The sequence below is a fragment of the Escherichia sp. 93.0816 genome (assembly GCF_013368855.2).
Classification (GTDB): Bacteria; Pseudomonadota; Gammaproteobacteria; order Enterobacterales; family Enterobacteriaceae; genus Escherichia; species Escherichia ruysiae.
Genome location: NZ_JABWNC020000002.1, coordinates 384619 through 400529 on the forward strand (window position 1 = coordinate 384619; position 15911 = coordinate 400529).

Annotated in this window: 12 protein-coding genes; 2 read left to right on the forward strand and 10 right to left on the reverse strand. The window is 52.7% G+C overall.

The annotated features are described in order from the left end of the window. Together aaeA and aaeX are read right to left on the reverse strand one after the other, a co-directional pair. Window positions 1-933 (reverse strand): p-hydroxybenzoic acid efflux pump subunit AaeA, encoded by a 933-nt coding sequence (gene aaeA, locus HEM79_RS04585; protein WP_000854026.1) that lies wholly within the window; start codon window positions 931-933, stop codon window positions 1-3. Between the two features lie 7 nt (window positions 934-940). Beyond that, window positions 941-1144 (reverse strand): p-hydroxybenzoic acid efflux pump operon protein AaeX, encoded by a 204-nt coding sequence (aaeX, locus tag HEM79_RS04590; RefSeq protein ID WP_000051841.1) that lies wholly within the window; start codon window positions 1142-1144, stop codon window positions 941-943. A gap of 182 nt (window positions 1145-1326) precedes the next feature. On the opposite strand from aaeX, the gene aaeR reads away from it, so the two are divergent. After that, entirely contained in the window at window positions 1327-2256 is a 930-nt protein-coding gene (gene aaeR / locus HEM79_RS04595) for an HTH-type transcriptional activator AaeR (RefSeq protein ID WP_000440317.1), read from the forward strand. Window positions 2257-2328: 72 nt separating this feature from the next. Here aaeR and tldD read toward each other — a convergent pair whose 3' ends face one another. The 8 genes from tldD to csrD all read right to left on the reverse strand — a co-directional run bounded on the left by tldD (window position 2329) and on the right by csrD (window position 14773). Then, window positions 2329-3774: a metalloprotease TldD gene (gene tldD / locus HEM79_RS04600; RefSeq protein ID WP_000055925.1), complete on the reverse strand. Its 1446-nt coding sequence runs from the start codon at window positions 3772-3774 to the stop codon at window positions 2329-2331. Window positions 3775-3930: 156 nt separating this feature from the next. Continuing rightward, window positions 3931-7731: an AsmA2 domain-containing protein YhdP gene (yhdP, locus tag HEM79_RS04605; RefSeq protein WP_176242844.1), complete on the reverse strand. Its 3801-nt coding sequence runs from the start codon at window positions 7729-7731 to the stop codon at window positions 3931-3933. A 67-nt stretch (window positions 7732-7798) separates the two neighbouring features. Beyond that, a complete protein-coding gene (gene rng / locus HEM79_RS04610) occupies window positions 7799-9268 on the reverse strand; it encodes a ribonuclease G (RefSeq protein WP_000123197.1) in 1470 nt (489 codons plus the stop codon). Next, window positions 9258-9851: a nucleoside triphosphate pyrophosphatase YhdE gene (yhdE, locus tag HEM79_RS04615; RefSeq protein ID WP_000203083.1), complete on the reverse strand. Its 594-nt coding sequence runs from the start codon at window positions 9849-9851 to the stop codon at window positions 9258-9260. Before yhdE ends, rng begins: the two co-directional genes overlap by 11 nt. Window positions 9852-9859: 8 nt before the next feature. After that, entirely contained in the window at window positions 9860-10348 is a 489-nt protein-coding gene (mreD, locus tag HEM79_RS04620; RefSeq protein ID WP_000135265.1) for a rod shape-determining protein MreD, read from the reverse strand. Next, complete coding sequence (gene mreC / locus HEM79_RS04625) at window positions 10348-11418, reverse strand: rod shape-determining protein MreC (RefSeq protein ID WP_000802527.1); 1071 nt, start codon at window positions 11416-11418, stop codon at window positions 10348-10350. The genes mreD and mreC overlap by 1 nt, the downstream gene beginning before the upstream one ends. A 65-nt stretch (window positions 11419-11483) precedes the next feature. Further along, window positions 11484-12527 (reverse strand): rod shape-determining protein MreB, encoded by a 1044-nt coding sequence (gene mreB, locus HEM79_RS04630; protein ID WP_000913396.1) that lies wholly within the window; start codon window positions 12525-12527, stop codon window positions 11484-11486. A gap of 305 nt (window positions 12528-12832) precedes the next feature. Continuing rightward, window positions 12833-14773, reverse strand: coding sequence for an RNase E specificity factor CsrD (csrD, locus tag HEM79_RS04635; protein ID WP_176242843.1), 1941 nt, complete (start codon window positions 14771-14773; stop codon window positions 12833-12835). 151 nt (window positions 14774-14924) lie between these two features. Between csrD and acuI the strand changes: the two genes are divergently transcribed. After that, window positions 14925-15899: an acrylyl-CoA reductase (NADPH) gene (gene acuI, locus HEM79_RS04640; protein WP_176242842.1), complete on the forward strand. Its 975-nt coding sequence runs from the start codon at window positions 14925-14927 to the stop codon at window positions 15897-15899. The last annotated feature ends 12 nt before the right edge of the window (window positions 15900-15911 follow it).

The window sequence follows — 15911 nt, forward strand, 5'->3', positions numbered from 1 at the left end:
TTAACCAAACTCACGCAGGCGATGAGCCATTTTACGGAAGAACGAATCCTGGCTTTCGTCACGATCCTGTTTGCCAGTGACCACCACCGTAGCGGTGGTGCCCGCAGGCCAGATGTTCTCTTGCTGGTTGTCGAGACGAATACGTACCGGAACACGTTGCGCCAGACGCACCCACTCCAGGTTGGAGTCGATAGTCGCCATTCCTTTGTCATCGCGCGTACTGCTGGCGTTAGTGACCCCTGCGGCAACACTATCAACAGTCCCTTTCAGCACTTTGTTACTGCCAAGCGGCGTGATCTCTGCACGATACCCAGGGCGTACGCCTTCCAGCTTGGTTTCTTCCATATAGGCCAGCACATAGAAGGAGTTCTGTTTCACCAGCGCAACCGCCGTTGAGCCACGGGTAATAAACTCACCGGTATAGACGTTGAGATTGGTCACCCAACCATCTGCTGGCGCGCGGATCACCGTGCGTTCAAGATCCAGTTTTGCCAGATCGCGGGTCGCCTGCGCTTTCGCTAATTGATGCAGAACCGTTTGTAGTACGTTGTTGGCCTGGTCTATCTCTTCGCGAGACATCGCCTGTATGCCGAGACGGTTACGACGTCCGGCCTCCTGGCGTTTTTCCTGTGCCAGCACCTGATAATAAGCAACATCGGCTTGCGCTTCCTCGAGCGCCTTTTGATAGCGCGGCTGGTCGATGGTGAACAGTACCTGTCCTTTTTTCACCAGCTGGTTATCATGAACATTCACCTGAGTAATGAGTCCGGATACGTCCGGCGCGATCGCAACGACGTCGGCGCTAAAGCGTGCGTCACGCGTCCACGGGGATTCGGTGTAATAGACCCAGGCATTAAAAATTGCGATGAAGGCCAGAATGACTAATACGACCGTGATGGCCGTACGGGAGAATTTTCTTATTAGTGTTTTCACTTCAACCTCAAACGAACAGTCGCGATATCAAATAAAACAAGCAGCAATAGAGCGCGGTGTTGAACAACGCCGGATGCCAGACAAAGTCGTAGATACCTGTTGGCACAAGTACCCGGCGCACCAGCCAGAAAATCGCCAGTGATAAAAGCAATTCGAAAAATATCGGTGGGAAGGACAGCCCAAACACCACGATAACGGGAAACAGACTCATGTTGACCTTGGTTGTATAGAGAGAGCAGGCGTTATTATTTTCAGCATCTGTCGCCGCAGAGAAGGGCATGGAAAGCCGGGCGAGAGCAACATTGCTGTAGATTGATATTTAATATATTAGCGTAACTGTTATGCTGTTATCTATATTATGTGATCTAAATCACTTTTAAGTCAGAGTGAATAATGGAACGACTAAAACGCATGTCGGTGTTTGCCAAAGTAGTTGAATTTGGCTCTTTTACCGCCGCCGCCAGACAGCTACAGATGAGCGTTTCGTCCATCAGTCAGACGGTGTCAAAACTGGAAGATGAGTTGCAGGTAAAGCTGCTAAACCGCAGCACACGCAGCATTGGTCTGACCGAGGCCGGTAGAATTTACTACCAGGGCTGCCGTCGGATGCTCCATGAAGTGCAGGATGTCCACGAACAACTGTATGCCTTCAATAACACGCCCATCGGGACGCTGCGCATTGGCTGTTCTTCAACTATGGCACAAAATGTTCTCGCCGGGCTGACAGCAAAAATGCTGAAAGAGTACCCAGGCCTGAGCGTGAATCTGGTCACAGGTATACCTGCGCCCGACCTGATCGCTGATGGTCTGGATGTGGTGATCCGCGTCGGCGCATTGCAGGATTCCAGCCTGTTTTCCCGCCGTCTGGGCGCGATGCCAATGGTTGTGTGCGCCGCTAAAAGCTATCTCACACAATACGGCATACCGGAAAAACCCGCCGATTTAAGTAGCCATTCATGGCTGGAATACAGCGTGCGCCCGGACAATGAATTTGAACTGATTGCCCCGGAAGGGATCTCAACACGACTGATCCCGCAAGGACGGTTTGTCACAAATGATCCAATGACGCTGGTGCGCTGGCTGACGGCAGGCGCCGGCATCGCCTACGTGCCGCTGATGTGGGTGATCAACGAGATCAATCGCGGGGAACTGGAGATCTTGCTGCCGCGTTACCAGTCAGATCCACGCCCGGTTTATGCGTTGTATACCGAAAAAGATAAGCTGCCACTGAAGGTGCAGGTCGTGATCAACTCACTGACGGATTATTTTGTTGAGGTCGGTAAGCTGTTTCAGGAGATGCACGGGCGCGGGAAAGAAAAGTAATTCATGTATGTGACCGGTAAATGCCGCATCCGGCAACCAATGCCTGATGCGACGCTTACCAGCCTGGATAGATTACGCTGTACCGCCAACGGTCAGGTTATCGACTTTAAGCGTCGGCTGGCCCACGCCAACCGGCAAACTCTGCCCTTCTTTACCGCAGACACCCACGCCGTTATCCAATTTCAGGTCGTTGCCCACCATCGAAATCTGCTGCATGGTTTCGATTCCGGAACCAATCAACGTTGCGCCTTTCACCGGCTTCGTTACTTTACCGTTTTCAATCAGATACGCTTCTGAGGTGGAGAAGACAAATTTACCGGAGGTGATATCCACCTGACCACCACCGAAGTTCGGCGCATAGATGCCATACTCAACGGATTCAATAATTTCCTGCGGGGTCGATTTACCCGGCAGCATGTAGGTATTGGTCATACGCGGCATTGGCAGGTGAGCGTAGGATTCACGGCGACCATTGCCGGTCGGCTTCATGCCCATTAAGCGCGCGTTGAGTTTATCCTGCATGTAACCTTTCAGGATGCCGTTCTCAATCAGCACGTTGTACTGTCCTGGCGTACCTTCGTCATCAATCGCCACCGAACCACGGCGATCAACCATCGTGCCGTCATCAACCACTGTACACAGTTCAGAAGCCACCAGCTCCCCGACCTGTCCACTAAAGACCGAAGTACCACGGCGGTTGAAGTCGCCTTCCAGGCCGTGACCGACCGCTTCATGCAACAGCACGCCAGGCCAGCCAGCGCCGAGAACCACCGGCATGGTGCCCGCAGGTGCGGCAACAGCAGAAAGATTGACCAGCGCCATACGCACGGCTTCTTTTGCCCATGCATCCGCACGGACTTCGCCGTCGAGATCGGCAAGGAAGAACTCATATCCAAAACGACCACCGCCGCCACTGGCGCCGCGTTCGCGTTTACCATCTTCTTCGACCAGAACGCTCACAGAAAGACGCACCAGCGGACGGACGTCTGCCGCCAGCGTGCCGTCAGTTGCCGCAACCAGAATTAATTCATAGACGCCACTGAGGCTGGCAGTCACTTCCTGTACGCGTTTGTCCGCTTCGCGAGCAACCTTATCGACACGACGCAGGATATCCAGCTTCTCTTCACGGCTCATGCTTTGCAGCGGGTCGACCGAGGTATATAGCGGGCTATGCTCTACCGCGCCCAGCGTCTGTACTTTGCCATCGCCGTTGTCACGCACAATGGTACGCGCCGCTTGCGCACTCTGTTCCAGCGCCAGCAGGCTGATTTGGTCAGCGTAAGCAAATCCGGTTTTTTCACCGCTGATTGCACGCACGCCAACGCCCTGATCGATGTTGTAAGAACCATCTTTAATAATGCGGTCTTCTAAAACCCAGGATTCGTGATAGCTCGACTGAAAATAGAGATCGCCATAATCAAGGCGACGTTCGGTCAGTTGACCGAGGATCGCGAACAAGTCCTGATGTTTCAGGCCGTTCGCCGCTAGCAATTGTTCACTTACCAGGTTCAGACTCATCGTTTTTGCTACTCGTTAGTTACTGCGGTAGAGGATTTTTTACGGCTGCCGGACGCGGCGTGAACGCCTTATCCGGCCTACGGTTATGTTCCGGCTCGTTGGCCGTATGGCAACGATTATCTTATGAGATTGGGGCAATTACGCGCCCTCGTCAAATCATTGCGCTTTTTCTTTACGCGGTTGGCGCAACACTTCGTTGATTTGCGGATCGTCCAGCGGACCCGAAATGTGATAGCGCAAAATGGAAACTTTGCTCCACAGCGGCCCCAGCACTTTACTGGCGGCAAACACTGCCGCGCCAACAATAGGGTTAACCGCAAAGGCTGCAGCCACGCCCACCGTCGCAGAAATCTCTGGTGCGACAACCGCTTCCATATTCAGATCGCGACGTACCAGATTTACCGACCCTTTCATGGCGATATCCGCTTCCAGGCCATCCACCAGCGTGTCGTCAGTGTGCATAACGCCGTCTTTAATCCACGCGGTGCTGCGAATGGAGTCAAAATAGAACCCTTCGCCAAAGGTATCCCTGAAATCAAAACGCAGCTTACGCATCAGGGCATCAACGCTCAATAAGCGCAGCAATTGCCCGGCATGTCCGGTGCTAATTTCGGTAATTTCGCCTTTGCCCAGTTGAGTATGAATGATGCCATTCAATGTCGCTTCATCTGGCTGCCACGGTGCTTTACGCCAGTGTAAATCGTAATCCACATTAAATGACGACTGGCGTATTGGCGTCGTGACACCAAAAAATTCTGCGGCGGCATCAATTTTCTGGCCGCGCAGTTTTCCTTTCAGCGAGGTGCGTTCATTCCCCGGATTGTTAACCCATTCACCATCGGCAGTGAGTCGCGAGAAACCGGTATCAATCAGTCCATTGGTCAGCGTTAACGTATCGCCGGAAATGGTGATATCGCTGTCGATGCGACCGAATTTTTGCCCCCAGAACCAGCACTCTGCGCAACGTATTTGTGCGTCCGGCCAGCCACGGAAGCTGATGCGCTCCGTGGTCGGAAAAGGTGATGAATTCGTTGATTCACCACCCGTTTTCGCTACGTTCGGGTTGTAATAGAGATATTTAATATTCGCCAGCCACGGCGCGTTATTACGCATCGCCAGCGTAGCGTTGATTTCACGCCCTTGCGCCTCAACCTGCGTACCGTTTGCCATCGGTTGCGAGACAATGCTCAGGTTATTCCACTGCTGATTCCCCAATGACAACGCCGGTGTACGCAACGTAATGTGCTGAGGGAAACTCGCCGCGCTGCCAACTTTTTCCGTCGCGCCTTTCTGGAATAGCGCCAGCCACTCGGCGCCGTCCATTGGCGGCATATTTAACTCAACACCACTCTGTTCCGGCAACGGGGGAAGCGTTTTACTGTCTGCCGCCCAGATAGCGCGCTCAAGCGTCAGCTTTTGACTGAGCAACCAGCGGCTATTGAAATGGTTATTCGTGCCAGCCTGCCCGGTTAATTCAAAGCTGTTGAGATTGCCATCAACCTTAATGTTAACCGGTAGCGGTTCGCCCGCAGGTTTGGCTAACGGTGAGGGTAAGTGACTACTCACATTCTTCAGATCGCCGTTCAGCTCTACGTTATACGTAGCGCCAGCATGATAAGGCAGCTCAATGCCCACTTTACCATCCCAGGCCACGCTGCCGCTTAACGCTTCGTTCACCGCTTCAGGCAGAACGCCGGTTTTCGCCGGTTGCCAGTTGCCGTTGAGATTCACCACAACCTGGTAAGCTTTTGCCCCTTCTTTGGTGGAAAAATCCACGTTCAGTGGCTGGTTAAACCAGCTTGCTGTCAGTGGTTCACTTTGCAGATCACCATTGATAAAGCTGAATTTTCCGCTCAAATTTTTCAGAGTGCTGTCGAGTGGTTTGATAAACAGGCTGTTGTTGCGCAGCGTCACTTCACCTTTCGCTGTAACCAGTTCGCCGTTCAGCGGGATATCGAGATGTAAGCGAGCATTCACATCGCCGTCGAGCTGGAGTTCTTGTAGGGTCGCGCCCAGCGAATCCTTCAGCGGCGTCTCATCAAAGTAAGGACCAACGGCTTTACCCGGACCTTTAATGTCAGCGTCAATCAGCAGCTTTTCTTTCGAGTAGTCAGGGATCACCGCAGTGAGGTTACTGGCGCGCACACCGCCCAGATTAACGCCATCGGTTTTCATCCATAAACCGTCGTTAATAAAGTCCAGTTCAATATCGAGATTAGTCAACGCAGGCCAATCTGGCTGGAAAGCAAACTTCGCGTTACGCAGCGGCACCAGCACTTCAAACTGACCTTCGTTGTGTTTGTAAGGGAAAAGATGTGGATTGCCGCCATAAACCAGGGTCGCGTTATCCGCTTCACCGCCCTGAATTGCGCCACTTAGATAATCGACTAACTCTTTCCCCATCAGGTTTTCCGGGAAATAGCGCCAGGCTTGTGAACCATCATCGGTACTGATGCCAGCCAGAATCCCCAGCCAGGGTTCATCGTTAGCAGGTTGCAGGTAACGAAAACCGCCGCGCGCATGGACGGCTTTAGCTTTGACGTCGATGTTACGACCATCCAGCTGGAAACCTTTGTCATTATTCAACCAGCTTATGGTTGCCTGACCGTCGGCAATTTCCAGCGGTGCGCGAAATACCGTTTCGTAAGGCATTTTCGCCTGCTTCATGTAAGCCGTCAGTAAACCATTTTCTACGCTTCCTGAAAGCGTCCCGGAGAAATGTTCCGCGCCTGGCAATAATTTCCATTGTTTCCAGGCCAGATCGCTCCACGATGCCTGAAAGCGGGTCTTCTCTGCCGCCTGAAGCGGGATATCCAGCGCCAGCGTGTTGATCTTGCCGCTCGGCTGGGTTGAACGCCAAATATCACCCAGCGCAGGGGAAAGTTTCGCTGCTAATGGGCGTATGCCTTCCAGCCCCGCCAGCTCCAGATTGCTGGCGCGAACCCGTAGTTCGTCACTGCGTTTATTGTTTTTGCCGCCAACGTCTTGTTCCGGTATCCAGGCCAGCGTCAAAGCTCCACTCGGCCAGGGTTTGCCGTCCATGGTGATCCGCGTATCAGGAATGGAAAACTGCCAGCCCGAATGTTCGCGCGTTATGTGCGCGGTCAGATTATCCACCGACAGCGAATGCGTTTTTTTCTCGCCCAGCCAGCTTGCACCGCCCTGTTTCAGCCAGACATCGCCCCCGATCACATCGCCTTTGTCGATCGTCATCCAGCCTTCAAGGGAGAACTGTGCCGTTTCCAGCGCAATATTGTCCTGCATCCATTTACCGAGCCACGGCTTCAGGTCAATGTCATTAGCCTGGAGCCAGACGCGACCATTGCTTAACAGTCCCTCATCATCACGCAGATCCATGCGCACCTGCATCACGCCGTGTTGTCCGGTCAGACTGGAGAGACTTACCTGACCTTCCGCGCGGTGTCTACGTGGATCGTTAAGCCAGGTGAGTTGCGGGATCGCCAGTTCAGCGCGCTGACCGGATGGTGTCAGGAAGCTGATTTCGCTATCGCGGAGATGGAAGTGATCGAACTGACGAAGAAACAGATCGCTGATGTGGCTGGCTTCCAGGCTATCATTACTACCGCCACTGGTGATGGGAGTATTGGTGCGAAAGCGCAGTTGCCAGAAAGTGAGGTCGCGAAACTGCCAGCGCATATGCAGCAGGCTCTGCCAGACATCCAGCGCCAGGGTGACGCGTTTAACCGAAAATTCACCGCCATCTTTCAACTCTGCGCGGATGTCGTGCGCTTCGAGTGTTGGGCCAAAATTTTGCCAACTGGCGGAGAGCTGACTGGCTGCCACCGGCATACCCGTCGCGGATTCAATTTTGTTAAGGATTTCCGGGCGCCAGGCGTCGAGGTGCGGTAAAGCAATACGCAGGCCGCTGACCAGCAGCGCAGCGATCACAACGAGCGCGGCTCCAGTAAGCAGTAAAATCCCCGGCAATCGCCTCACCCGTCACTCCTTGTCTGCTAAAAATGTGACTCAAAAACCTTTTGCCGGATGGCGGCCCAGCATCTGTTTACATCATTACGACGTCAAACTGCTCCTGGTTGTAGAGCGGTTCGATTTGTACTTTAACCTGCTTGCCTACGAAAATTTCCACTTCCGCCAGCGAGTGAGATTCTTCGCCTTTCAAGGCTTCAGCTACTGCCGGAGAAGCATAGACCAGGAAACGGTCAGAGTCGTAAGCATGGTGCACGCGAACGATCTCGCGCATGATTTCATAGCATACCGTTTCCACGGTTTTCACCGTTCCGCGACCGTGGCAGGTAGGGCATTCATTACACAGTACGTGCTCAATGCTTTCGCGGGTGCGTTTACGCGTCATTTCCACCAGCCCCAGAGCAGAAAAGCCGTTAACGCTGGTTTTCACCCGGTCTTTACTCAACGCCTGTTCCAGCGAATGCAATACGCGGCGACGGTGATCTTCATTATTCATGTCGATGAAATCAATAATGATAATCCCGCCCAGGTTACGCAACCGTAACTGGCGAGCGATAGCCTGCGTCGCTTCAATATTGGTATTGAAGATGGTGTCGTCCAGATTGCGATGACCGACAAACGCCCCGGTATTGATGTCCACGGTGGTCATTGCTTCGGTCTGGTCGATAATCAGATAGCCGCCGGATTTCAGTTCTACTTTGCGTTCCAGCGCCCGCTGGATTTCGTTTTCGACATCAAAGAGATCAAAAATTGGCTGGCGTCCGGTGTAATGCTCCAGCTTGCTGGTCATCTCAGGAATGTATTCCGAGGTGAACTCAAGCAACGCTTCGTAAGTCAGGCGCGAGTCAACGCGAATACGATCCAGCTCAGCGTCGGCGAAATCACGCAGAACACGCTGCGCCAGCGCCAGTTCGCCGTACAGTTGATAACGGGTCTGTGGACGCTTTTTACGCTCCATCACTTTGGTCCAGACACGTTTCAGGTAGGCAGCATCGGAGGCCAGCTCCGCTTCGCCAACCCCTTCCGCCGCAGTACGAATAATAAATCCGCCCTGCTCGTCGCAATACTCTGCGACCACTTTTTTCAGGCGTTCACGTTCAGATTCACTTTCAATGCGTTGGGAAACCCCGACGTGAGATGCACCTGGCATAAACACCAGATAGCGAGATGGCAGCGTGATATCTGTGGTCAGGCGCGCACCTTTAGTGCCAAGCGGGTCTTTCACCACCTGCACCATCAGATCTTGTCCCTGACGCACCAGCTCTGAAATATCGCGCACCGTGAACTGCTTTTGTTCTTCACCCGCCACACATTCGGTGTGCGGCATGATGTCGGATGCATGAAGAAACGCGGCTTTATCCAGCCCAATATCTACAAAAGCCGCCTGCATACCCGGAAGTACACGACTTACACGACCCTTGTAGATATTGCCTACTATTCCGCGTCGCGCCTCACGTTCAATATGAATTTCCTGCAGAATACCGCCATCAATATACGCCACTCGTGTTTCCGAAGGCGTTACGTTTACCAACAATTCAGCCGTCATGTTTATCCCTTTTGTCACGCAGTGCGTTAAAATTACTTAATAATTCATACGTTTCAACCAGCGGTAAGCCGACTACGGCGTGATAGCTGCCATTTATCTTCCTGACAAAACAACCACCCAGCCCCTGAATACCGTATGCACCTGCTTTATCTAACGGTTCACCGCTGGCAACATAGCCCGCGATGTCTTCGTCTGTTAACGTTCTGAACGTCACATCGGTGACCACCAGACAATCGAGAATGTACTGGCTGTCTGCCAGCGCCACCGCCGTCATTACCTGATGAGTCTGTCCCGATAATTTGCGCAACATCTGCGCCGCATGTTCTGCATCGCGCGGTTTCTCTAACACTTCCCCATTCAGGACAACAATGGTATCCGCTCCCAGTACCGGGAGATCCTGCGCAGTATGAGCAACACCTGCTTGCGCTTTCTCACGCGCCAGACGCATAACATACTGCTGCGCGCTCTCCTGCGGATGGCGCTGTTCCTCAATGCCCGTAACAATACGTTCAAAGGTCACGCCAAGTTGCGCAAGTAACTCCTGACGACGCGGAGAACCGGAAGCTAAATACAGAGAAGTCATAGAAACCTTTATTGCACTGCAAACTGCTGACGGATTTTGCGCATCAGCAAGAAAATCCACGGCCAGAGCACACCATTGACTACACTACTCCAGAACACTTCGGGTCTGAAAGAGACGTTGATCACTAAAAACTCTGCCCAGAAAACAATAATATCCACTACCAGCGAAAGCAACATGACGACCAGCGCCTGCTGCCATAATGCCAGGTTGCGAAAAAGCTGGAATTTCAGTGCTACCAGATAAGCAATGATACTCATCGACAACGCCCGGACACCGAGCGTAGAGCCACTGATCAGATCCAGTATGGCACCCATCACAAAACCTGTGCCCACATTTACGCGATGGGGCAAGGCCAGGATCCAATACAATAAGATGAGCAATACCCAGTTTGGCCGGAAAACGATGAGATTATCCGGCCAGGGCATAATTTGTAGTAACAAGGCGATGAGGAAAGAGAGCCAGATAACCCAGCGCCCCTGGCTACGATATCTCGCCACTATTGCCCTCCCGGCGCACGTGCAGGCGGTTGAGCACCACTTTGCGGCGGCGTAGCCCTTTGTGGAGAGCGGTTAGTGGCAGTACCTGTTGCAGGTTGCTGCGGATCTGGCTGGGTAATTCCCGTTGCCGGTTCCGGAAGTTTTGGTCCCATTGCGTCTGGAGAAGGCAATACCTGCGGCATCATCTGCATCAGGCGTTCATTAGCGACGCGATGCACCTCTTCCGGCGTCATAGGATTAGCACCGTTACGATCTGCGCCCCACAGCAGCAGCAGATAACGCAAACGTTGCAGCCCCGCAGTCGGACGCGCCTGGATCACGGTATAAGCGCGCTGGGTATCGAGTTTCACAGAAGAGACGACCGCCACCGGATAACCTTCCGGGAAGCGTCCACCAAGACCAGATGTCACCAATACATCACCAACACGAATATCAGTATTCGCCGGCAGGTGCTCAAGTTGTAAATCATCAGTACAACCGTTACCCGCAGCAATTACGCGGATATCATTACGGAGTACCTGAATTGGCAGTGCATGGGTCGCGTCGCAAATCAGCAGCACGCGGCTGGTCAGTTTGGCGACAGCCACCACCTGGCCAACAACACCTTTGTCGCTGATGACCGGCTGGCCTTCATAAACTCCGTTAACGCTGCCTTTGTCGATAACGACTTGATCGCTATACGGATCGTTAACCGTAGAGATAACCTGGGTCACCATCTTTTGCTCATCCTGGCGCAACGGAGAACCCAGCAGCTCGCGCAGGCGCGCGTTCTCCTGTTTGTATTGTCCAAGCATCAGCAGTTCGCTGTTTTTCAACAGCAATTCCTGACGTAACGCCCGGTTTTCAAGTTCTAGTTGATCACGCGAGGCCAGCGTCTGCGATACGCCATCCAGCAATTCTCGAGGAGCATTGGAAACAAAGTAGAAAGGACTGACGGCGGTATCCATATAGGTACGGATTTGACTAAACATCCCCAGGCGACTGTCGGCAATAATAACGCCGAGCGCCACCAGCACCGCCAGAATAAGGCGAATCTGTAGCGACGGGCCACGGCTAAAAATTGGCTTCATAAGTTATGCGTATTCTCGTATCAGACCAGGCAGGGCAAACAGATGCTTCCCCTGCCTGCATCCGATTACTCTTCGCTGAACAGGTCGCCGCCGTGCATGTCGATCATTTCCAGTGCTTTGCCGCCACCGCGCGCCACACAGGTCAGCGGGTCTTCAGCAACAACAACAGGAATGCCGGTTTCTTCCATTAACAAACGGTCAAGGTTACGCAGCAGCGCACCACCGCCAGTGAGCACCATTCCGCGCTCGGAAATGTCGGAAGCGAGTTCCGGCGGGCACTGCTCCAGCGCAACCATCACCGCGCTAACGATGCCGGTCAGCGGCTCTTGCAGCGCTTCGAGGATTTCGTTGGAATTCAATGTAAAGCCGCGTGGCACGCCTTCTGCCAGGTTACGGCCACGAACTTCGATTTCACGGACTTCATCGCCCGGATAAGCAGAACCGATTTCGTGTTTGATACGTTCTGCAGTCGCTTCACCGATCAGAGAACCGTAGTTACGACGAACGTAGTTGATGATCGCTTCGTCGAAGCGGTCACCGCCGATACGTACAGAAGAGGAGTAAACCACACCGTTCAGAGAGATAACGGCAACTTCAGTAGTACCACCACCGATATCAACAACCATGGAACCGGTTGCTTCAGATACCGGCAAGCCGGCACCGATTGCTGCGGCCATCGGCTCTTCAATCAGGAATACTTCGCGGGCGCCTGCGCCCTGCGCGGATTCACGAATAGCACGACGCTCAACCTGGGTAGCGCCAACCGGCACACAAACCAGAACTCGCGGGCTTGGACGCATAAAGCTGTTGCTGTGCACTTGTTTGATAAAGTGCTGGAGCATCTTTTCAGTCACGAAGAAATCAGCGATAACGCCATCTTTCATTGGGCGAATGGCAGCAATATTGCCCGGCGTACGGCCCAGCATCTGCTTCGCGTCATGACCTACTGCAGCTACGCTTTTCGGTGAACCGGCACGATCCTGACGAATAGCCACCACAGAAGGCTCATTCAATACGATGCCTTGTCCTTTTACATAAATGAGGGTATTCGCAGTACCCAGGTCAATGGACAAGTCATTGGAAAACATGCCACGAAATTTTTTCAACATACTAAGGGATAATCCTGAAAGCTGGGGCGGAAAAGAAAATCCGCTTACTTTACCAACCACACGCAGCAGCGACAAGGCGCAAAAATCATCTGCTACGGTGAAAATTAGTGCAGTTTGTTTCCTTTGTTACAAATCTCTACCTGAGTCCAGAGAGGCTAAATGCATCAGCATGCATTCCTCGCCTGTTTGCAACTGCGTAAGGTCATTAATCTGCATATGTGCTGCAACAATCTGGCGAACAGACAAGCACGCTCCCGTGAAACGCAGCGCGCGTTATTCTACGTGAAAACGGATCAAACGGCAGGTTAAACCGAGTATCTTTGTGAATATTTTTTCACGTTAGTATCAAGTGGCTGTGAGGACGCAAAAAAATCCCCCTGCCCACCCAAAACCCCACGCTGAATCAGGGTCTGCCACTCGCTTCGTGAACGTACGCCAGTAGCGTAAACCTGGGTGTTGGTCCCGGAACACGCTTCTACCATGCTCTGCACCAACAATTGATTCTCTGTTCGCTTCTCAATGTTTCTTACCAGCCCCGGATGGAGCTTGAGTAATTCAACATTAAGTTCTTTGATCCAACGGGTACTTACCAGCGTCAAACCAGCCTGGTTGACGGCGACCCGAACTCCTAAAGCATTCACTAAACGAATAACAGGTTGCAAGCGACCGATATGTTGACCAACATCAGCCTCTGCAAGTTCAATAATTATGCGTTTTCGCTGTGATTTTTCACATTGCATCAGCGTATCGCGTAACCAACGCTGGAAACGCGGGCGAATCAACGACTCAACGGTGACCTGAATCGCCAGATTTTCTTGCGGCCAATAGCGTAACAGCGGGATGAGGCGACTGACTTGCAGACGGTCATACTCTTCCGATAAGCCAAACTGCAACACCATCGGCATATATTCCGCCGAACTGACCTCTTCGTTACCATCAAAGATACGACACATCAGTTCGCGGTGATGAACCTGCCCTTCACGGGTAACCGCCGGTTTCTGATAAAGACGCGGGCCGCCGCGACTCAGCATTTGCTCGATGAGCGTACGCCAACGAACGTTACCGCGCCCTTTTTCAGGTAGCGAGTCATCGTAAATAGCCCAGCTATTGCCGCCCTGTAATCCCGCATTGCGCGTGGCGGATTCCGCATGTTCCATCACCTGCTCGGTATCCTGCCCGCTACGCCAGGCACAGATGCCGATGTGAATCATATCATCACGATCGAGCATTTTATTCGTCGGTAAGGTATCGACCGCCTTGATCAATTGCCCGGCAATGCTCTCCGCCTCTTTTAATGTCCGGTGTGGCAACAGCACAGCGAAATCGCTACGGTGATAACGCGCCAATAGCGCCCCGGGATAACGCATCATAAATGTCGATAACAGATTTGTCAGGGTGAAGAGTTGTTCTTCAACCAGGCTGTGTCCCCAGGTATCGCTCAACATATTGAAATCCGGCAGGCGGATCATCATCACGATCCCGTGAGTCCCCACTTTCTCCTGATCTTCCAGTAACGTTGCTAACTGATTATCGAAAAAGAGTCGGTTATTGAGGCCGGTTTTGATGTCCTGAGCAGCATAGGAGCGGATCAGCGTATCAAGACGGCTGTGCTGTTCGCGTGCGTTCTGAATTTCACAAAGCAGCATATCCAGCGCGCTGCTGGTTCTGGGCGGCCATTCATAGATGGTTCCCAACACATTCGAGCCTCGCTCACCATTTAAAATACGTGTGGCGCGGGTTTCCAGCAGTTCTTGCCCGGCAAGTTGCCGCTGTAACCAGCGTACTGCCAGGAAGAGCATAATAATGATAAATCCAATCGCACCGGTGAGCGGTGCGGTGGTCATCAACGAGTGGAAATAGTTGCCCATCGGGTCCTGATAAACCAAACGCAGCGACATCCCCGGATGTTTAATCAACGGTACAGTCAGTTCGCGAAACAGATCGCTGGTTCCCACCGGACGGTAACTACCATTGCGGGACTGGGTATAAACCCGTTTTTTATCGTGCAAAAGATCCACGCGAACGATATCCGCAGACATCATCAGTTCGCTGATTTGTGGCCTCAATGTGCTGAAGTCATTCGACACAAGGTGGGTATCGATCGCCGTCGCCACTGCCTGAACACGATGACTAAACTTATACTGAATGGCGTTGTAGAAACTAAGCGAGCAGCCCAACAGAGTCACAAAAATTGTTAACCCGGTGAGCAGCGTGACAAAGGCCGAAAATTTCGTCGTTAATCTCATCCTTGTGTTAACTCCGATAGTGAGGACGCGGGCATACTAGCAAATCAGATTTATCTCGCAATTTATTGCGCTTCATCGGCTTTGCTTTTCCATTAGCGAGTATAGTCTTCAGAAATTATTTTCCAATCCATCATGCACATGAGGATCTCTTATGCAGGCGTTACTTTTAGAACAGCAGGACGGTAAAACCCTCGCATCTGTACAGACTCTGGACGCAAGTCGCCTGCCGGAAGGCGATGTGACGGTCGATGTCCTGTGGTCGAGTCTGAATTATAAAGATGCGCTGGCGATTACCGGTAAAGGAAAAATCATCCGTAATTTTCCGATGATTCCTGGCATTGACTTCGCCGGAACGGTACGCGCCAGTGAAGATCCTCGTTTTCATGCCGGTCAGGAAGTGTTACTGACGGGCTGGGGCGTCGGTGAAAACCACTGGGGCGGGCTGGCACAACAGGCGCGCGTAAAAGGTGACTGGCTGGTTGCGATGCCGCAAGGTCTGGACGCGCGTAAAGCGATGGTTATCGGTACTGCCGGATTTACCGCTATGCTGTGCGTACTGGCACTGGAAGATGCCGGTATTCGCCCGCAGGATGGCGAGATTGTGGTGACGGGCGCCAGTGGCGGCGTCGGCAGTACAGCCGTGGCGCTGCTGCATAAGTTAGGTTATCAGGTCGTTGCTGTATCTGGTCGCGAAAGTACCCATGAGTATCTGAAAAGTTTGGGCGCCAGCCGTATTCTGCCCCGCGATGAGTTTGCTGAGTCCCGTCCCCTGGAAAAACAACTCTGGGCAGGCGCAATTGACACTGTTGGTGACAAAGTACTGGCGAAAGTGCTGGCACAAATGAACTACGGCGGCTGCGTGGCGGCTTGTGGTCTGGCGGGTGGCTTTGCTCTGCCAACCACGGTAATGCCGTTTATTCTGCGCAACGTCCGTCTGCAAGGAGTGGATTCAGTCATGACGCCACCAGCTCGTCGGGCGCAGGCCTGGCAGCGTCTGGTCGCCGATCTACCGGAATCATTCTATTCACAAGCAGCAAAAGAAATCTCACTGACAGAGGCACCGAAGTTTGCCGAAGCCATTATTAATAACCAAGTGCAGGGGCGCACTCTGGTAAAAATAAGTTAAGATTTCGTACAA

Bases quoted from the DNA above. Each gene is read 5' to 3' on its own strand.
- aaeX (WP_000051841.1), bottom strand. From the start codon at position 1,144: ATGAGTCTGTTTCCCGTTATCGTGGTGTTTGGGCTGTCCTTCCCACCG.
- aaeR (WP_000440317.1), top strand. From the start codon at position 1,327: ATGGAACGACTAAAACGCATGTCGGTGTTTGCCAAAGTAGTTGAATTT.
- tldD (WP_000055925.1), bottom strand. From the start codon at position 3,774: ATGAGTCTGAACCTGGTAAGTGAACAATTGCTAGCGGCGAACGGCCTG.
- rng (WP_000123197.1), bottom strand. From the start codon at position 9,268: ATGACGGCTGAATTGTTGGTAAACGTAACGCCTTCGGAAACACGAGTG.
- yhdE (WP_000203083.1), bottom strand. From the start codon at position 9,851: ATGACTTCTCTGTATTTAGCTTCCGGTTCTCCGCGTCGTCAGGAGTTA.
- mreC (WP_000802527.1), bottom strand. From the start codon at position 11,418: ATGAAGCCAATTTTTAGCCGTGGCCCGTCGCTACAGATTCGCCTTATT.
- mreB (WP_000913396.1), bottom strand. From the start codon at position 12,527: ATGTTGAAAAAATTTCGTGGCATGTTTTCCAATGACTTGTCCATTGAC.
- csrD (WP_176242843.1), bottom strand. From the start codon at position 14,773: ATGAGATTAACGACGAAATTTTCGGCCTTTGTCACGCTGCTCACCGGG.
- acuI (WP_176242842.1), top strand. From the start codon at position 14,925: ATGCAGGCGTTACTTTTAGAACAGCAGGACGGTAAAACCCTCGCATCT.